The sequence below is a fragment of the Jiangella alkaliphila genome, from assembly GCF_900105925.1.
Lineage (GTDB): Bacteria > Actinomycetota > Actinomycetes > Jiangellales > Jiangellaceae > Jiangella > Jiangella alkaliphila.
In genome coordinates this window covers 1820138-1837198 of the sequence record NZ_LT629791.1, presented here as the reverse complement: position 1 = coordinate 1837198, position 17061 = coordinate 1820138, and the positions used below count along the sequence as shown (strand labels likewise).

General features: G+C 70.7%; 18 protein-coding genes. 5 read left to right on the top strand and 13 right to left on the bottom strand.

The features are described 5' to 3' along the window. Window position 1: 1 nt before the first annotated feature. The 8 genes from BLV05_RS08675 to mftA form a co-directional block, all read right to left on the bottom strand. Window positions 2–844 (bottom strand): mycofactocin-coupled SDR family oxidoreductase, encoded by an 843-nt coding sequence (locus BLV05_RS08675; RefSeq protein ID WP_046771833.1) that lies wholly within the window; start codon window positions 842–844, stop codon window positions 2–4. Window positions 845–865: 21 nt separating this feature from the next. Continuing rightward, window positions 866–1702, bottom strand: a complete 837-nt coding sequence (locus BLV05_RS08670) for a mycofactocin-coupled SDR family oxidoreductase (protein ID WP_046771834.1) — start codon at window positions 1700–1702, stop codon at window positions 866–868. 10 nt (window positions 1703–1712) lie between these two features. After that, window positions 1713–2525, bottom strand: coding sequence for a mycofactocin-coupled SDR family oxidoreductase (locus BLV05_RS08665; protein WP_046771835.1), 813 nt, complete (start codon window positions 2523–2525; stop codon window positions 1713–1715). Between the two features lie 11 nt (window positions 2526–2536). Beyond that, window positions 2537–3367, bottom strand: coding sequence for a mycofactocin-coupled SDR family oxidoreductase (locus BLV05_RS08660; protein ID WP_046771836.1), 831 nt, complete (start codon window positions 3365–3367; stop codon window positions 2537–2539). A 71-nt stretch (window positions 3368–3438) separates the two neighbouring features. After that, window positions 3439–4251: a mycofactocin-coupled SDR family oxidoreductase gene (locus BLV05_RS08655; RefSeq protein WP_046771837.1), complete on the bottom strand. Its 813-nt coding sequence runs from the start codon at window positions 4249–4251 to the stop codon at window positions 3439–3441. Between the two features lie 21 nt (window positions 4252–4272). Next, complete coding sequence (gene mftC / locus BLV05_RS08650) at window positions 4273–5517, bottom strand: mycofactocin radical SAM maturase (protein WP_046771838.1); 1245 nt, start codon at window positions 5515–5517, stop codon at window positions 4273–4275. Then, on the bottom strand, window positions 5514–5789 hold the full coding sequence (gene mftB / locus BLV05_RS08645) for a mycofactocin biosynthesis chaperone MftB (protein WP_046771858.1): 276 nt from the start codon (window positions 5787–5789) through the stop codon (window positions 5514–5516). Before mftB ends, mftC begins: the two co-directional genes overlap by 4 nt. A gap of 8 nt (window positions 5790–5797) precedes the next feature. Continuing rightward, the gene (mftA, locus tag BLV05_RS08640; protein WP_046771839.1) at window positions 5798–5902 is read right to left on the bottom strand and encodes a mycofactocin precursor MftA; all 105 of its coding nucleotides are present in this window, start codon (window positions 5900–5902) and stop codon (window positions 5798–5800) included. Between the two features lie 81 nt (window positions 5903–5983). On the opposite strand from mftA, the gene mftR reads away from it, so the two are divergent. Together mftR and mftF are read left to right on the top strand one after the other, a co-directional pair. Continuing rightward, on the top strand, window positions 5984–6601 hold the full coding sequence (gene mftR, locus BLV05_RS08635) for a mycofactocin system transcriptional regulator (protein WP_046771840.1): 618 nt from the start codon (window positions 5984–5986) through the stop codon (window positions 6599–6601). Next, on the top strand, window positions 6598–8130 hold the full coding sequence (gene mftF, locus BLV05_RS08630; protein ID WP_052762990.1) for a mycofactocin biosynthesis glycosyltransferase MftF: 1533 nt from the start codon (window positions 6598–6600) through the stop codon (window positions 8128–8130). The genes mftR and mftF overlap by 4 nt, the downstream gene beginning before the upstream one ends. 45 nt (window positions 8131–8175) lie before the next feature. On the opposite strand, the gene BLV05_RS08625 is transcribed toward mftF, so the two are convergent. Further along, window positions 8176–9321 (bottom strand): epoxide hydrolase family protein, encoded by a 1146-nt coding sequence (locus tag BLV05_RS08625; protein WP_046771841.1) that lies wholly within the window; start codon window positions 9319–9321, stop codon window positions 8176–8178. Window positions 9322–9333: 12 nt separating this feature from the next. Next, window positions 9334–10464: an epoxide hydrolase family protein gene (locus tag BLV05_RS08620; protein WP_046771842.1), complete on the bottom strand. Its 1131-nt coding sequence runs from the start codon at window positions 10462–10464 to the stop codon at window positions 9334–9336. A 62-nt stretch (window positions 10465–10526) separates the two neighbouring features. On the opposite strand from BLV05_RS08620, the gene BLV05_RS08615 reads away from it, so the two are divergent. After that, entirely contained in the window at window positions 10527–11486 is a 960-nt protein-coding gene (locus BLV05_RS08615; protein ID WP_046771843.1) for a helix-turn-helix transcriptional regulator, read from the top strand. Window positions 11487–11488: 2 nt separating this feature from the next. Here the strand turns inward: BLV05_RS08615 and BLV05_RS08610 are convergent, their stop codons facing one another. Both BLV05_RS08610 and groL read right to left on the bottom strand, forming a co-directional pair. Beyond that, entirely contained in the window at window positions 11489–11917 is a 429-nt protein-coding gene (locus tag BLV05_RS08610) for a pyridoxamine 5'-phosphate oxidase family protein (RefSeq protein ID WP_046771844.1), read from the bottom strand. A gap of 88 nt (window positions 11918–12005) precedes the next feature. Continuing rightward, window positions 12006–13634 (bottom strand): chaperonin GroEL, encoded by a 1629-nt coding sequence (gene groL, locus BLV05_RS08605; RefSeq protein WP_046771845.1) that lies wholly within the window; start codon window positions 13632–13634, stop codon window positions 12006–12008. A gap of 207 nt (window positions 13635–13841) precedes the next feature. Between groL and BLV05_RS08600 the strand changes: the two genes are divergently transcribed. Together BLV05_RS08600 and BLV05_RS08595 are read left to right on the top strand one after the other, a co-directional pair. Beyond that, window positions 13842–14306 (top strand): hypothetical protein, encoded by a 465-nt coding sequence (locus BLV05_RS08600; RefSeq protein WP_052762991.1) that lies wholly within the window; start codon window positions 13842–13844, stop codon window positions 14304–14306. Continuing rightward, on the top strand, window positions 14303–15190 hold the full coding sequence (locus BLV05_RS08595) for a hypothetical protein (RefSeq protein ID WP_046771846.1): 888 nt from the start codon (window positions 14303–14305) through the stop codon (window positions 15188–15190). The genes BLV05_RS08600 and BLV05_RS08595 overlap by 4 nt, the downstream gene beginning before the upstream one ends. A gap of 173 nt (window positions 15191–15363) precedes the next feature. Here BLV05_RS08595 and BLV05_RS08590 read toward each other — a convergent pair whose 3' ends face one another. Next, complete coding sequence (locus BLV05_RS08590; protein ID WP_083421479.1) at window positions 15364–16593, bottom strand: IS256 family transposase; 1230 nt, start codon at window positions 16591–16593, stop codon at window positions 15364–15366. Between the last annotated feature and the right edge of the window lie 468 nt (window positions 16594–17061).

Genomic DNA, 17061 nt, shown 5'->3' with positions numbered 1-17061 from the left:
CCTACTTGATCGTGTAGCCGGCGTCGACCTTCAGCTCGAGGCCGGTGACGTAGCGGGACTCGTCCGAGGCGAGGAACAGCACGGCGTTGCTGATGTCGACCGGTTCCACCCACGGCACGGGCAGCGCGTTGATGGTCCGGAAGATCGGCTCGGCGTCGTCGCGGGTCGGGTGCTGCGCGTCGGGCAGGAACAGCCGGTAGGTGGCCTCGTTCTGGATCATCCCGGTGTCGACGCTGGTCGGGTGGACGGTGTTGACCCGGATCGAGTGCGGCGCCAGCTCCAGCGCCAGCGTGCGCATCAGGCCGACGACCGCGTGCTTCGACGCCGTGTACGGCGCGACGTTCGGCGTGCCCTTCAGCCCGGCGGTCGAGCTGGTGATGACGATCGACCCGCCGGTGCCCTGCTCGATCAGGTGCGGGATCGCCGCCTTGCAGGTGTGCCAGACGCCGGTCTGGTTGATGTCGGTGACGTCGCGCCAGTCCTGCTCGGACACCAGGTGCGACTGGTCGCCGAAGATGAAGATGCCGGCGTTGGCGCTGACGATGTCGACGCGCCCGAGCTGGGCCACGCCGTCGTCCAGTGCCTCCTTGAGTGCCTCGTAGTCGCGCACGTCGGCCTTGGTCGCGACGATGCGCCGGTCCAGCGCCTCGACCTGCTCGACCGTCTCGGCGAGGTCGGCCTCCGTCGCGCCCTGGTAGAACCGGGTGACGCCGGGGACGTCCTCGCAGATGTCCACCGCGATGATGTCAGCGCCCTCCTGCGCCAGCCGCACCGCGTGGCTGCGGCCCTGCCCACGCGCGGCGCCGGTGATGAACGCGACCTTGCCCTCGACCCGTCCCGCCATCGGCTCAGCTCCTCTCTCGGTTCACTTCACGACCGCGCCGGCGTCGACCGGCAGCGCCACCCCGGTGATGTACCGCGCCTCGTCCGACGCCAGGAACAGCAGCGCGTTGCTGATGTCCACCGGCTTGACCCACGGGATCGGCAGCGCGTTCATCGCCTGCGACGCGGGCACGAAGTCGTCGCGGGTCGGGTTCGGAAGATCCGGCCGGAACAGCCGGTAGGTGCCCTCGTTCTGGATCATCGGCGTGTCGACCTGCGTCGGGTGGATGCTGTTGACCCGGATGAAGTGCGGCGCCAGCTCCACCGCCAGCGTGCGCATGAGGCCGACCACGCCGTGCTTGGCCGACACGTAGTGGGCGATGTTCTGGTACGCCTGCAGCCCGGCCGCGGAGCTGGTGATGACGATCGACCCGCCGTCGCCCTGCTCGATCAGGTGCGGGATCGCCACCTTCGTGGTGTGCCACACCCCGGTGAGGTTGATGTCGATCATGTCGCGCCAGAGCTCTTCGGACAGCTCGTGCGACGGGTGCGGCTGGGTGCCGATGCCGGCGTTCGCGCTGACGATGTCGACCCGGCCGAGCTGTGCGACGCCGTCGTCGACGGCCGCCTGAAGCGCGGCGAGGTCGCGGACGTCCGTCTTCGACGCGACGATGCGCCGGTCCAGGGCCTCGACCTCCTTCACCGTCTCGGCGAGGTCCTCCTCGGTGGCCGGCGGGTAGGGCAGGCCGGGCACCTCGTCGCAGAGGTCGACGGCGATGATGTCGGCGCCCTCCTGCGCCAGCCGCACCGCGTGGCTGCGGCCCTGACCGCGCGCCGCACCGGTGATGAACGCGACCTTGCCCTCGACCCGTCCGGCCATCGTCAGCCCCTCACTTCTTGTTCGTGTAGCCGGCGTCGACGGGCAGCGTCACCCCGGTGACGTAGCGGGCGTCGTCGGAGACCAGCCACAGGATCGCGTTGGAGATGTCCACGGCCTCGAGCATCGGCACCGGCAGCGCGTTCAGCATCGCGTTGGACAGGCTCGGGTCGTTCTGCAGGAACTCCTGCATGACGTCGTTGACGACCATCGGCGTGTTGACGCCGGTCGGGTGGACGGTGTTGACCCTGATGGAGTGCTCGGCCAGCACGTTGGCGTACGAGCGCATCAGCCCGACGACGCCGTGCTTCGAGGCGGTGTAGCCGAGCCCGCCGGGCTGGCTGCCGCCGATGCCGTTGAGCCCGGCGGTCGAGCTGGTGATGACGACGGCGCCGCCGCCGCGCTCGATCAGCGCCTGCTTGGCCACCTCGAGGGTGTTGTAGACGCCGGTGAGGTTGACGGCGACGACGTCGTCCCACTCGTTCGGCAGGACGTTCACGCCCATCGGCGCGATGCCGGCGTTGGCCAGCACGATGTCGACGCCACCGAGCTGCGCGACACCGTCGTCGAACGCGGCCTGCAGCCCGTCGCGGTCGCGGACGTCGGCCTGGGTGGCGACGATGCGCCGGTCCAGCGCCTCGACCTCCTTCACGGTCTCGGCCAGGTCCTCCGGCGTCGACATCGGGTACGCGACCGAGTCGATCTGCTTGCAGATGTCGACGGCGATGATGTCGGCGCCCTCCTGCGCCAGCCGGACCGCGTGACTGCGGCCCTGGCCGCGCGCCGCGCCGGTGATGAAGGCGACCTTGCCCTCGAGCTTGCCCATCGATGCTCTCCTCACTTCACGAAGAATCCACCGTCGACCGGCAGGGTGACGCCGGTGACGTACCGCGCCTCGTCCGAGGCCAGGAACAGGACTGCGTTGGAGATGTCCACGGCCTCGAGCCACGGGATGTCGAGGGCGTGCAGCGACCGGAACACGTCCAGCGTGTCGTCGCGGGTCGGCTGCTCCAGGTCGGGCCGGAACAGCTTGTAGATCGCGTCGTTCTGCACCATCGGGGTGTTCACCACGCCCGGGTGCACCGAGTTCACCCGGACCATGTCCGGCGCCAGCTCGTTGGCGAGCGTGCGCATCAGGCCGACCAGGCCGTGCTTGGCCGAGACGTACGCGGCGAGGTTCGCCATCCCCTTCAGCCCGGCGCCGGAGCTGGTGATGACGATCGACCCGCCGCCGGCGGCGCGCAGGTGCGGAACGGCGGCCTTGCAGGTGTGCCAGACGCCGGTCAGGTTGACGTCGATGGTGTTCTGCCAGCTCCGCTCGTCCATGTCGGCGGCCGGAGTGCCCTCCTCGCTGATGCCGGCGTTGGCGGCGACGATGTCCAGCCGGCCCAGCTGGGCGACGCCCTCGTCGAGCGCGGCCTGGACGGCGTCGTAGTCGCGCACGTCGGCCTGGGTGGCGACGATGCGCCGGTCCAGCGCCTCGACCTCCTTGACCGTCTCGGCCAGGTCCTCCGGCGTCGACATCGGGAACGGCACGGTGTCGATCTGCCCGCAGAGGTCGACCGCGATGATGTCCGCGCCCTCCTGTGCCAGCCGGACCGCGTGGCTGCGGCCCTGGCCCCGCGCCGCGCCCGTGATGAAGGCGACCTTTCCGTCGACACGCCCCATTGCGTGCCTCCTCTCCGTAGGGTGATCGGCGCCGCCTAGGCGTCCAGTCGGCATCCCGGTCACGACGTCGGTCAATACTGGGTGTTGCCGGCGTCGACGGTCATCGTCAGCGCCGTCACGTAGCGGGCCTCGTCGGAGGCGAGGAACAGCACGGCGTTGCTGATGTCGACCGGCTGGGTGATCTCGACCGGCAGGCTGTTGGTGAACATGCCGGCCAGCCGCGGGTGCTGCTCGAGCCACGCGCCGATCTGGGCCATGCCGTCGCCCGCGCCCATCGGGGTGTCGACGCCGGTGGGGTGGACGCTGTTGACCCTGATGTGGTGCTCGGCCAGCTCGTGGGCGAACGCCCGCATCAGCCCGACGACGCCGTGTTTGGCGGCGACGTACGGCGTCAGGAACGGCAGCCCCTTGAGGCCGGCCGCGGAGCTGGTCATGATGATCGACCCGCCGCCGGCGGCCACCAGGTGCGGCGCGGCCAGCTGGACGGAGTTCCAGACGCCGGTGAGGTTGATGTCGAGGGTGTCGCGGAAGACCTCCGGCGTCACCTCGTCCCACGGCGCGAGGATGCAGATGCCGGCGTTGGCCACGACGATGTCCAGCCGGCCGAGCTCGGCCACGCCCTCGTCGATGGCCGCCTTCATCGCATCGCGGTCGCGGACGTCGGCCTGCCGGGCGACGATGCGGCGGTCCAGCGCCTCGACGTCCTTGACCGTCTGCTCGAGGTCCTCCGGCGTCGCCGGCGGGTAGCCGATGCCGGGCACCGGGCCGCACAGGTCGATCGCGATGACGTCGGCGCCCTCCTGCGCCAGCCGGACCGCGTGGCTGCGGCCCTGACCGCGAGCCGCACCGGTGATGAACGCGACCTTGCCTTCGACACGCCCCATTGCGCGCCTCCTTCGTGGATGTCAGGTGTTGCTACGCACCCCGCTGAGATCCAGGCCCGCGAGCGGGCTCTCTTCGCACGCGCTGACCGGCGGACGTTCGGGGCGCCGGCGCGCGATGGTGACCGGGACCGGACCGTGCCCGCGGCGGGGGCTCGCGGGCGCGGTCCGGTGGGAGTGGTCGACGTCCGGCTTCGGGGGGCGGACGTCGCCACGGGCCAGCAGCGCGTCCGCGCCGTAACCCTGCACACACTCCGGGTCCGGCCCGTCCAGCGGCAGGCCGGTGAAGAACTTCGCCGCCATGCAGCCGCCGCGGCAGGAGTCGAAGTGCTGGCACTTCGTGCACGCGCCGCCGGTCTGCGGGCTGCGCAGCTCGGCGAACAGGTCCGACTCGCGCCAGACCCGGGTGAAACCGCCCTCGGCGCGGACGTTGCCGGCCAGGAACGACTCGTGGATGGCGAACGGGCACGCGTACACGTCCCCGACCGGGTCGATCAGGCAGACGACACGGCCGGCGCCGCACAGATTGAGGCCCGGCAGCGACTCGCCGTACGCGGACAGGTGGAAGAACGAGTCGCCGGTGAGCACGTTCTCGCCGTGGTCGAGCAGCCAGTCGTACAGCTCGCGCTGCTGCTGGGCGGTCGGGTGCAGCTCGTCCCAGACGTCGGCGCCGCGGCCGGACGGGCGCAGCCGGGTGAGCCGCAGCTGGGCGCCGTAGCGGTCGGCGATGGCCTTGAAGTCGTCCAGCTGGCCGGCGTTCTGCCGGGTCACGACCACGGAGATCTTGAACCCGGTGAAGCCGGCGGCGGCCAGGTGCTCCATCGCCCGGATCGCGGTGGCGTACGAGCCCGGCCCGCGGACGAGGTCGTTGACGTCGGCGGTCGCGCCGTCGAGGGAGATCTGCACGTCGACGTAGTCGCTGGCGGCCAGCCGGGCCGCGACCTCGGTGTCGATCTTGACGCCGTTGGTGGAGAACTTCACGCCGACGCGGTGCTCCGTCGCGTAGTCGACCAGTTCCCAGAAGTCCGGCCGCACGGTCGGCTCGCCGCCGCCGATGTTCACGTAGAACACCTGCATGCGCTCGAGCTCGTCGATGACCGCCTTGCACTCCTCGGTGCTCAGTTCGCGCGGGTCGCGCCGGCCGGAGCTGGACAGGCAGTGCACGCAGGACAGGTTGCAGGCGTAGGTGAGCTCCCAGGTGAGGCAGATGGGCGCGTCGAGTCCATGCTCGAAGAGTTCGACCAGCTTCGGCGTGGTTGCGGTGGTCATGGGGTCCTCTCGACGACCATCTGGGACTGCACCAGGACGTCGAGCGCCTTCTGGTACCGCGGCAGGTCGGCGCCGCCGACACCGGCCGCGGAACAGGCCGCCCGCGCCGTCGGTTCGGCCGCGAGCGACTGCACGACGGCCAGCAGCGTGCGGTCCTTGAGGAAGGAGAGCCGGCGGGTGCCGAAGTGGTACAGCAGCGCCCCGAACGGCTCGGGCCGCACCGCGACCTGCGGGTGCAGGTCGAAGGCCCGGTCCAGGTCGATGGCGGGCACGGCGGTGCTCAGTACACGCCGCACATGCCGTCGATGGAGACCTCTTCCACCAGAGAGTCGTCCTCGACGAGGTCGTCAGGCTCGGTCACCGCTGTCTGATCCGTCTGGCTCATGACATGCTCCTTCAGGTCGAGTTGGCGGTATGGTTCGGATACTAATGGCACCCAGTGCCGAATGGAAGGGGTGACCCGACTTTGCCCACCGACGACGGTTCCCCTGCAGGTGAGAGCGGTGCGCCTCGGCTGGGACGGCGTCCGTCCACCACTCAGGCGGAGCTCAGCCACGTCGCGCTGACGCTGTTCGCCGAGCGCGGCTTCGAGGACACCACCGTCGACGACATCGCGGCCGCGGCCGGCATCGGGCGGCGCACGTTCTTCCGCTACTTCGCCTCGAAGAACGACCTGCCGTGGGGCGACTTCGAGGCCCAGCTGGACCGCATGCGCGCGTACCTCGACGGCCTCCCCGACGACCTCCCGCTGATGGACGCCGTCTGCGCGTCGGTGATCGAGTTCAACCGCATCCCGCCCGAGGAGGTGCCGTGGCACCGGCAGCGCATGCGGCTGCTGCTGGGCGTCCCGGCGCTGCTCGCGCACTCGACGCTGAAGTTCCAGGCGTGGCGCGACGTCGTGGCCGAGTACGCCGCCCGGCGGCTCGAGGTGCCGGCGGACACCCTGGAACCGCAGGCGCTGGCGTGGACCATGCTCGGCATCGCGCTGTCGGCCTACGAGCAGTGGCTGGTGCACGAGGACGCCGACCTCACCGAGCTGCTCGAGTCGGCGCTGCGGATGCTGGGCGAGCGGTTCGCGACGTGACCCTGCCCGGCGGGTTCGGGGTCGCGCTGGACCCCGGTGCCTGGCTGGACGGCGGCGTGCTGTTCGGCGGGACGCCGTTCCGGGTGGTGACGCTGTCCGGGCGGCAGCGGGCGACGGTGGACGGGTGGCTGGCGGGCCGGCGGGTGAGCGGGCCGGACGACGGCGTGCTGGCCCGTGCGCTGGTCGCGGCCGGGCTGGCGCTGCCGGTGCCGCCGGCGGTTCGCGCGGATGCGGCCGGGTGGCCGCGGGTGAGCGTCGTGATCCCCGTGCGCGACCGGCCGCGGCAGCTGGCCCGGCTGCTGACGGCGCTGGCGTCGCTCAGGTCGCTCGGGTCGCTCGCCGAGGGCGAGCCGGTGCACGAGGTGATCGTCGTCGACGACGCGTCCGCCGACGCCGCCGCGCATGCCGCGGTGGCCGCGGCGGGCGGGGCACGGCTGGTCCGTCTGGACGAGCGGCAGCGGGCGCCGGGCGCGCGCAACGCCGGCGCGGCCGTGGCGACCGGCGACGTGCTGGCGTTCGTCGACTCCGACTGCGTCCCGGCGGCGGGCTGGCTGTCCGCGCTGCTGCCGCACTTCGCCGACCCCGAGGTGGCCGCCGTCGCGCCCCGCGTCGTGGCGCTGGAGGCCGGCCGGCGCGGCTGGCTGGACCGCTACGAGGAGCACCGCGCACCGTACGACCGCGGCGCCCTGCCCGGTCTCGTCACGCCGGGCGGGCGCATCCCGTTCGTGCCGACGGCGACGGTGCTGGTGCGGGCCGCGCACTTCCCCGGGTTCGACACCTCGCTGCGCGGTGGCGAGGACGTCGACCTCGTCTGGCGGCTGACGTCGGCCGGCCGGCAGGTGCGGTACGAGCCGGCCGCCCGGGTCGCGCATGAGCACCTGACCGCACCGCGGGCCTTCCTCGGCCGCCGCGCCTACTACGGGCGGACCGCCGCACCGCTGGCCCGGCGGCACCCGGGTGCGGCCCGGCCGCTGGCGATGTCGCCGTGGACGGCCGCTGCGTGGGCCGCGGTGGCGCTGCGGCGGCCGGTCGCCGCGGCCGCGATCACCGCGACGGCCTGCGCGCTGCTGGCGGCCGAACTGCGCGGCGTGGTGCCCGACCCGGTCCGGACGGCGGTCCGGCTGGCCGGCGGCGGCACGCTGCGGGCCGGCGAGGCCGCCGCGGACGCCGTCGTGCGGACGTGGTGGCCCGCGGCGCTGGCCGCCGGCGTCGCCGTCCCCCGGCTGCGCCCCGCCCTCGCCGCGGCCGCCGTCGTCCCGTCGGTCCTGGAGTGGCGGCGGCAGCGCCCGGACCTCGACCCCGTCCGCTGGCTGCTCACCCGGCGCCTCGACGACGCCGCGTACGGCTGGGGCATGTGGTCAGGCGCGCTGGCCACCGGCGAGCTCGACCCGCTCCGCCCCGATCTGGGCTGGCGGCTGCGGGTCGGGTCGGCGGACGACCTCGTGGCCGAGGTGCGGCGGACGGAGGGGTCGGGGGATGCTGCGCCGGCTCCGCTACGCGGCGGTGAAGCATGCCAAGGGCGCTCTTGACGCCGGCTCCACATCCCCCGACCCCTCCGCCACTCCTTGCCGCCGTCACCGCAGGGTCGCGAAGAACTCCTTGACGTCGGCGGCGAGCAGGGCGGGCGCCTCCAGCGCGGCGAAGTGGCCGCCGCGATCGAACTCGGTCCAGCGCACCACCGTGCCCATCGGGTCGACGAGGTGGCGGATGGAGCTGTCGGCGGCGAAGACGGCGACCGCACCGGGCGGCGGCGTGGGCGCCTCGGCGCTCCACTCCTGCTCACCCGCGCTGGCCATGAACTGCTTGTATGCCTGCATCCCCTCGTAGAGGACGTGCGCGGCGGTCGCGCCGGTGCCGGTGAACCAGTAGAGGCTGACGTTGGTGAGCAGCCGGTCGCGGCCGACGGCGTCCTCGGGCAGCTCGGCGGCCGGGTCGGTCCACTCGCGGAACTTCTCCGCGATCCAGGCCAGCAGCTCGACCGGCGAGTCGGCCAGTCCGTACGCCAGCGTCTGCGGCCGGGTGGCCTGCAGAGCGAGGTAGCCGATGCCGTCCTCGCGGAACGTGTTGAACCGCTCGGCCCGCACCTTCTCGGCGTCGGACAGCCCGTCCAGCTCGGCCGGCGGTCCGAACGGGTACGGCGACGGGCCGTTGACATGCGTGCCGATGACGCGGCCGGGGTGCAGCATCGCCAGCATGCCGACCACGCCGGCGCCGAGGTCGCCGCCCTGCGCCGCGAACCGCTCGTAGCCGAGCCGGCTCATCAGCTCGGCGACCGCGCCGGCCACCCGGAACAGGTTGCCCCAGCCGGGGCCGGACAGCGGCGAGAAGCCGAATCCGGGCAGCGACGGGATCACCAGATGGAACTCGTCGGTGAGCAGCGGGATCAGGTCGAGGAACTCGACGACCGAGCTGGGCCAGCCGTGCACCAGCAGCAGCGGCGTCGCGTCCGGGTTGGCCGACCGGACGTGCAGGAAGTGCAGGTCCTGGCCGTCGACGGTGGTGACGAACTGCGGGTGCGCGTTCAGCTCGGCTTCGGCGGCCCGCCAGTCGAACCCGTCGCGCCAGTACTCGGTCAGCTCCTTCAGGTACGGGAGCGGGACGCCGCGCTCCCAGCCGGCGCCGGCGACCTCGACCGGCCAGCGGGTGCGGGCCAGCCGGTCGCGCAGGCCGGCCAGGTCGGCGTCGGAGATGTCGATGCGGAACGGGCGAATGTCGGTCATGATCTCGTCTCCTCAGTTGTTCAGGCCGGCGAAGAACGCGCGGACGTCGTCGGCGAGCAGGTCGGGCGCCTCCAGCGCGGCGAAGTGGCCGCCACGGTCGAACTCGGTCCAGCGCACGATCGTGTCGGCGCGCTCGGCGAACCGGCGGATCGCGATGTCCGTGGTGAAGTTCGCGACGGCGGTCGGGACGGTGGACCGCTGGCGCGGCGCCCAGCCGGCCGCGTCGTGGAACCGCTCGTAGTAGGTGTGCGCGGTGGAGCTCGCGGTGTTCGTGAACCAGTAGAGGCTGACGTTGGTGAGCAGCCGGTCGCGGTCGACGGCGTCCTCGGGCAGCTCACCGGCCGGGTCGGTCCAGTCCTTGAACTTCTCCACGATCCAGGCCAGCTGCGCCGTGGGCGAGTCGGTCAGGCCGTACGACACCGTCTGCGGCCGGGTGCCCTGCAGCTGCAGGTAGCCGCCGAGCTCCTGCTGGAAGTTCTCGAACACGGCCATCCGCCGCTGCTCGGACTCGGTGAGGCCCTCGAAGTCGGCCGGGTCGCCGGACGGGAACGTCACGAACGCGTTGATGTGCACGCCGACGACGTGGTCCGGCGCGACACGGCCGACCTCCGGGCCGATGAACCCGCTGACGTCGCCGCCCTGGACGCCGTAGCGGTCGTAGCCGAGCCGGTCCATCAGCTCGGCCAGAACGGCCGCGGACCGGCCGTCGGTCCAGCCGGTCTCGGTGACCGGGCCGGAGAACCCGTAGCCCGGCAGCGACGGGATGACCAGGTGGAACTCGTCGGTGAGCAGCGGGACCAGCTCGAGGAACTCGAGGAACGAGCCGGGCCAGCCGTGCAGGAGCAGCAGCGGCAGCGCGTCCTCGTTGTCCGAGCGCAGGTGCAGGAAGTGCACGTTCGCGCCGTCGATCGCGGTGGTGAACTGCGGGTACGCGTTGAGCGCCCGCTCCTGCGCGCGCCAGTCGAACCCGTCGCGCCAGTACGCGGCCAGCTCCTGGAGATAGCCGGACGGGACGCCGCGCTCCCAGCCGGTGCCCGCGACCTCGACCGGCCAGCGGGTGGCGGCCAGCCGGTCGCGCAGGTCGGCGAGGTCGGCGTCGGAGATCTCGATGCGGAAGGGGCGGATCTCGGTGGAGTTCGTCATGACCCCACTGTCTCGGCAATCGCGGCCAGTTACGGGCCGCGATTGCTGTCAGAATCGACGACATGGTGGAAACCTCGGCCCGGCTGCTGAAGCTGCTGTCGTTGCTGCAACTGCGCCGCGAGTGGGCCAGCGCCGACCTCGCCGGCCGGCTCGGCGTCGCCGTCCGGACCGTCCGGCGCGACGTCGACCGGCTGCGCACGCTGGGCTATCCGGTCGACTCGACGCCCGGTGTGTCCGGCGGCTACCGGCTCGGCTCCGGCGCCGAGATGCCGCCGCTGCTGCTGGACGACGAGGAGGCGGTCGCCGTCGCGGTCGGGCTGCGGACGGCGGCCGGCGGCTCCGTCACCGGCATCGAGGAGACGTCGGTGCGGGCGCTGGCCAAGCTGGAGCAGGTGCTGCCGGCGCGGCTGCGGCACCGGGTGACCGCGCTGTCGTCGGCGACCGTGCCGGTGCCGGTCGGCGGGCCGACGGTGGACTCGGGCGTGCTGACGGCGATCGCGGCCACCGTGCGCGACCACGAACGGCTCCGCTTCGACTACGTCGGCCACGACGGCGGCTCGTCGCGCCGCGAGGTCGAGCCGCACCGCCTGGTCAACCGCGGCCGCCGCTGGTACCTCGTCGCCTGGGACGTGGACCGGTCGGACTGGCGGACGTTCCGGGTGGACCGGATGACGCCGAAGATCCCGACCGGGCCGCGGTTCGCCCCGCGCTCCGACCCCGGCGGCGACGTCGCCGACTTCGTCAACCGCGGGCTGGACCTCGCCCTGTGGCGGTACCGCGCCAGCCTGCGGCTGCACGCGCCGGCCGAGGCGGTGGCCGCCAAGCTGCCGGTGACCATCACCGTCGAGCCGGAGAGCGAGCACACCTGCGTCATCCACACCGGCGCCGACAGCTACGAGATGATCGCCGTCTACACGGCCATGCTCGACGTCGACTTCGACGTGCTGGACCCGCCCGAGTTCGCCGGCCACCTCCGCCGCATGGCCGCGCGCTACGTCCGCGCCGCCGAGAGCACGCGCTGAGGTCAGTACCGGTAGCGGCGGACGGTCTCGGGGTGGATGACCAGACGCACCTGGTCGTCGGCCAGGATCGCGGCGAGGTCGGCGGCGCGGACCGGGTCGTCGAGGTCCCAGTAGCGGGCGGCCAGGCGGGTGCACAGCTCGTGCGCTCCGTCGGGCTCCACCGTGGCGCGCCCCGCGACCGACACCCAGCGCTCACGCTCACCCACGGGAGCGGCGACGACGATCGAGGCGCGCGGGTCCTGGCGTACCTGCCGCACCTTGAGGGTGTCCGGGCCGGTGAACAGCTGGATCGTGCCCTCGGCGGTGGCCTCGAACCACACCGGACGGGGCTGCGGCGGCAGCGGTCCCCCGGCCATGGACAGGAACCCGTGCAGCGGACGTCGGAGGAACTCGAGGTCGTCGGTGGTCAGCGAACCGGCGTCGGTGCTCATCACAGCCCTTCGATGCGACGAGGGCGGCACCCCTGCTGGGGTACCGCCCTCGTACGGTGATGCTGGTCGTGCCAGGGAACGGCCGGACTCAGAAGTCCATGCCGCCCATGCCACCGCTGGGGTCGGCGGGAGCGGCCGGGGTCTTCTCCGGCTTGTCCGCGACGACGGCCTCGGTGGTGAGGAACAGACCGGCGATGGACGCGGCGTTCTGCAGCGCCGACCGGGTCACCTTGACCGGGTCGTTGATGCCCTCGGCCAGCATGTCCACGTACTCACCGGTCGCGGCGTTGAGGCCCTGACCAGCCGGCAGGCTGCGCACCTTCTCAGCCACGACCCCGCCCTCGAGACCGGCGTTGATCGCGATCTGCTTGAGCGGCGCCTCGACGGCCACCTTGACGATGTTGGCACCGGTGGCCTCGTCGCCCTCGAGCTCCAGCTTCTCGAACGCCGCCAGACCGGCCTGGATGAGCGCCACGCCGCCACCGGCGACGATGCCCTCCTCGACGGCCGCCTTGGCGTTGCGCACCGCGTCCTCGATGCGGTGCTTGCGCTCCTTCAGCTCGACCTCGGTCGCCGCACCGGCCTTGATGACCGCCACGCCGCCGGCCAGCTTGGCCAGCCGCTCCTGCAGCTTCTCGCGGTCGTAGTCGGAGTCGGAGTTCTCGATCTCCGCCCGGATCTGCGACACGCGACCGGCGATCTGCTCGGCGTCACCGGCGCCCTCGACGATCGTCGTCTCGTCCTTGGTGACGACGACCTTGCGGGCCTGCCCGAGCAGGTCCAGGGTCGCGGTCTCCAGCTTGAGGCCGACGGTCTCGCTGATGACCTGGCCACCGGTGAGGATGGCGATGTCCTGCAGCATGGCCTTGCGGCGGTCGCCGAAGCCCGGAGCCTTGACGGCGGTGGACTTGAAGGTGCCACGGATCTTGTTGACCACCAGGGTCGCGAGGGCCTCGCCCTCGAGGTCCTCGGCGATGATCAGCAGCGGCTTGCCGCCCTGCATGACCTTCTCGAGCAGCGGCAGCAGGTCCTTGACGCTCGAGATCTTCGACTCGACCAGCAGCACGTAGGCGTCCTCGAGGGTCGCCTCCTGACGCTCCGGGTCGGTGACGAAGTAGCCCGAGATGTAGCCCTTGTCGAAGCGCATACCCTCGGTGAGCTCGAGCTCAAGCCCGAAGGTGTTGCTCTCCTCGACGGTGATGACACCTTCCTTGCCGACCTTGTCCATCGCCTCGGCGATCAACTCACCGATCTGCGAGTCACCGGCCGAGATCGACGCAGTAGCAGCGATCTGCTCCTTCGTCTCGACCTCACGCGCGGTCGACAGCAGCTGCTCCGAGATGGCCTCGACGGCCCGCTCGATGCCCCGCTTCAACGCGATCGGGTTCGCACCCGCGGCGACGTTGCGCAGGCCCTCGCGGACCATCGCCTGGGCCAGCACGGTCGCCGTCGTGGTGCCGTCACCGGCCACGTCATCGGTCTTCTTCGCGACCTCCTTGACCAGCTCGGCCCCGATCTTCTCCCACGGGTCCTCGAGCTCGATCTCCTTGGCGATCGACACGCCGTCGTTGGTGATCGTGGGGGCGCCCCACTTCTTCTCCAGCACGACGTTGCGGCCCTTCGGGCCAAGAGTGACCCTGACGGCGTCGGCAAGAGCGTTCATGCCGCGCTCGAGGCCACGCCGCGCCTCTTCGTCAAAGGCAATGATCTTTGGCATGGGTTCCTGGTCCTCCCATAGCGGGTGGAAGTTTCCGGCTCGACGCCCGCGACGGACGGCCGCCGGCACCCGGCTCCTGTCACCGGGATTCCACGGCCTCGCCGATCCGAAGTACTGTCACTCTCACCTCGAGAGTGCCAACAACGTGTTTAGCACTCTACCCAGGAGAGTGCAAGCGCCGCGCTATACCCCGTATACTCGCGGGCTGTGAGTTCCGAACCGGCCGTCCGGCGCATCTCCCGGCGGGGCCTGGTCTGGCGGCTCGGCGTCACCGGCGGGGCCCTGGTGATCCTGACCATGGGCCAGCTCCAGGACACCAACGACTACTTCCCGCTCGGATCTCTGTCGCAGTACGCGACGCCGCGCGACCTCGACGGCACCGTCCGCTCCGTCTACGTGATGGCCGACACCGAGACCGGCGAGCGGGTCAGGGTCCCGCTCAACCCACAGGGCGTCGGGGTCGGACGGGCCGACATCGAGTCGCAGCTGGACCGCATCGTCGCGGACCCGTCGCTGCTGCAGGCGATCGCCGACTCCTGGTCCGACCTGCACCCCGACGCCGACCAGTACGTCACGCTCTATGTGATGCGCAGCATCTACCAGCTCGAGGACGGCATCCAGCAGGGCGAGCCCGACGTCGAGCAGCTGACCTCGTGGGAGGTGCGGCCATGAGCCGCGCGCTGGGCGCCGGGCGCGCCGTCGTCGGCTGGTGGACCCGGCCGGTCCCGCTGGCCCGGGTGGCCGTGCTGCGGGTCGCGATCTACCTGTTCGTGCTCTACGACATCTTCCGGCTCACCAACGACGTCATCCCGATGGCGCACGCGCCGGAGCTGTACAACCCGACCTGGGTCGGCCGGGTGCTGCCGCTGCCCGACCCGTCGCTGCCGCTGGCGTACACCCTGCAGATCGTCATCGTCGTGGGCTGCCTGGTGGCCGCGACGGGAGTGCTGCCGCGGCTGGCCGGCGGCGTGGTGGCCGTCGCGTACCTCCAGTGGATGGTGTTCAGCCAGGGCTACGGCTACGTGTCGCACGACCACCTGGCGCTGATCGTGGCGGTCGTCGTGCTGCCGACCATCGGCCGGGCCCGGTTCACCGAGCCCGACTCCAGCGAGTCGGCCGGCTGGGCGTTCCGCTGCATCCAGGTGTCGGTCATCGCGACGTACTTCGCCTCGGCCATCGTGAAGTGGGTGCGCAGCGGCTCGCCGGCCACGTGGGCCAACGGCGCGGTGTTCATCTGGGCGATCATCCGGCGCGGCTCGGACCTCGTCAGGTGGACCACCGACTACCCGTGGCTGCTGATCATCGCCCAGTGGGGCCTGATCACCATCGAGTTCCTGTCGCCCGTGGTGCTGTGGCTCAAGGGCAAGGCGCTGTACCTGGCGGTGGTCACCTTCTGCGGATTCCACCTGATGACCTACCTGGCGCTGGGCATCCACTTCCTGCCGACGGTCATCTGCTGGCTGGCGTTCCTGCCGCTGGAGCGGCTGGTGCCGGTGACGCAGCGGCTGCTCGCCCGCGTGCGCCAGCGTCCCCCGATGCCGACGAACGCCGCCTGAGCCACCGGCCGGCCGTCTTCCGTATGGCAAGTCGCGTTGGTCGGGGGTTGCCTAGCTGGGCGTCCCCCTGCTGCCCATTCTCTTAGCCGCGCACCCGCGCCTCAAGCGGACTGATGGGGCCTGTCAAGTTTTTCGTGTAAGACAGGGCAAACCTTTACCTTGATGTGACTTTTCTAGGTGAGTCTTCCGGGGAATTCCACGACCAGGAAGTTGAGTGCTTTCTTCCATCCATGGGTTCCGGTGCCTGATGCTCCTCCTCGTTTCCGGCTGATGTTACGGATCCCGAGAAAGAGCAGCTTCATGGCGGCGTCATCGTCGGGGAAGTGGCCGCGAGTCTTGGTGATCTTCCGCAGCTGGTAGTTGATTGATTCGATCAGGTTCGTCGTGTAGACGATTCGGCGTAGCTCGGCCGGGTAATCCAGGAACGGGATGAACTCGTTCCACGCATTCTTCCACACCTCGATCGCGCCGGGATACTGCTGCCCGAAATTCTGCTCGAATTCTTTCAACGCGATCTCGGCCGCCGCGACGCCGGGAGCGGTGTAGATGTGACGCATCGCCGTGGCGACCTTTTTCCGGTCGCCGTAGGAGATGAACCGCATCGTATTGCGGATCACGTGCACCACACAGGTTTGCACGGTGACCTTGTCGAACACGCTGCGCGCGGCGTCAGGCAGCCCGGTCAGCCCGTCGCAGCACAGGATGAGGACGTCGCGCAGGCCCCGGTTGCGCAGCTGCGTGAGCACGTGCGCCCAGAACTTCGCGCCCTCCTCCGCGGCGATCCAGATCCCCAGCACGTCCTTCAACCCGTCGACGTCGACGCCCACGACCAGGTGTGCGGACTTCAGCGTGACCGAGCCGCGGTCGCGGACCCGGATCCGGATGGCGTCGACGTAGACGATCGGGTAGACCTCGTCGACCGGCCGGTTCTGCCACAGTGTGATCTCGTCCACGACCACGTCGGTGATCTTGGAGATCAGCGCCGGCGACGTGTTGATGTCGTAGATCTCCTTCAGGTGCGCCTCGATCTCCCGGGTCGATAGCCCGCGCGCATACAACGACAGAATGATGTCCTCGATCGCGCCGACACGCCGGGAGTGTTTCGGCACGATCTGCGGGGCGAATGTCGAATTCCGGTCTCGTGGCACGGTCACGTTCACCGGGCCGGCCGTCGTCGCGACCGTCTTGGCCGAACGCCCATTCCGGGAGTTCCCCGATCCGCGCCCAGCCGGATCACCGGGCTCATAACCGAGATGATCGGTCATCTCGGTCTCCAACGCCCGCTCCAGAACTCTCGACGTCAACCGATTCAACAACCCATGAACACCATCAACCGGTGTCCCGGACGACTCGGCATCCGCCAACAGATTATCAATCGCCTCATCCGACAACACCGCCGCCAACCGACGAGCTGCCTCATCCGAGGAATCGACAACCTTCTCCTGCTCCGACACAAAGAATCCTCTCGCGGCCACGACGCAAACACGCCCGGACCAATCCTGGCCCACCCGGCCTTACACGAAAGATTCAACACGCCCACCGCCGAGACGACCGGTCGGGTGTGAGAGAGTTGCATCTACGAGATGCCCTTCTTGAGCTGGCGATACGTGCCTTAGACAAGTCGTATCCTCCCAGCTCAGAAGGGCATTCTCACGCTCCCACGCCCTACCACGACACTCCACCTGTCGGTGGATCGAGGCTAAGAACGGGCAGCTATCAGGGGGACGGGGAAGAACCGGGCACACCCCGGGACCATTTGCGCCGTTCGCCGGAATTCTCCTAGCCGGCCCCGACCCGGACGGTCGTCCTCGATGGCGAAAGTCGTCCTCGAGCCCCGCAGACCACGGCTCCCGACATCGAGGACGACCGCC

What these genes read in the sequence shown, in the direction of transcription:
- mftC (WP_046771838.1), bottom strand. Translation starts at nt 5,517, where the DNA reads ATGACCACCGCAACCACGCCGAAGCTGGTCGAACTCTTCGAGCATGGA.
- mftA (WP_046771839.1), bottom strand. Translation starts at nt 5,902, where the DNA reads ATGAGCCAGACGGATCAGACAGCGGTGACCGAGCCTGACGACCTCGTC.
- BLV05_RS08665 (WP_046771835.1), bottom strand. Translation starts at nt 2,525, where the DNA reads ATGGGCAAGCTCGAGGGCAAGGTCGCCTTCATCACCGGCGCGGCGCGC.
- BLV05_RS08675 (WP_046771833.1), bottom strand. Translation starts at nt 844, where the DNA reads ATGGCGGGACGGGTCGAGGGCAAGGTCGCGTTCATCACCGGCGCCGCG.
- BLV05_RS08655 (WP_046771837.1), bottom strand. Translation starts at nt 4,251, where the DNA reads ATGGGGCGTGTCGAAGGCAAGGTCGCGTTCATCACCGGTGCGGCTCGC.
- BLV05_RS08610 (WP_046771844.1), bottom strand. Translation starts at nt 11,917, where the DNA reads ATGAGCACCGACGCCGGTTCGCTGACCACCGACGACCTCGAGTTCCTC.
- groL (WP_046771845.1), bottom strand. Translation starts at nt 13,634, where the DNA reads ATGCCAAAGATCATTGCCTTTGACGAAGAGGCGCGGCGTGGCCTCGAG.
- BLV05_RS08625 (WP_046771841.1), bottom strand. Translation starts at nt 9,321, where the DNA reads ATGACCGACATTCGCCCGTTCCGCATCGACATCTCCGACGCCGACCTG.
- BLV05_RS08670 (WP_046771834.1), bottom strand. Translation starts at nt 1,702, where the DNA reads ATGGCCGGACGGGTCGAGGGCAAGGTCGCGTTCATCACCGGTGCGGCG.
- BLV05_RS08615 (WP_046771843.1), top strand. Translation starts at nt 10,527, where the DNA reads ATGGTGGAAACCTCGGCCCGGCTGCTGAAGCTGCTGTCGTTGCTGCAA.
- BLV05_RS08595 (WP_046771846.1), top strand. Translation starts at nt 14,303, where the DNA reads ATGAGCCGCGCGCTGGGCGCCGGGCGCGCCGTCGTCGGCTGGTGGACC.
- BLV05_RS08620 (WP_046771842.1), bottom strand. Translation starts at nt 10,464, where the DNA reads ATGACGAACTCCACCGAGATCCGCCCCTTCCGCATCGAGATCTCCGAC.
- BLV05_RS08660 (WP_046771836.1), bottom strand. Translation starts at nt 3,367, where the DNA reads ATGGGGCGTGTCGACGGAAAGGTCGCCTTCATCACGGGCGCGGCGCGG.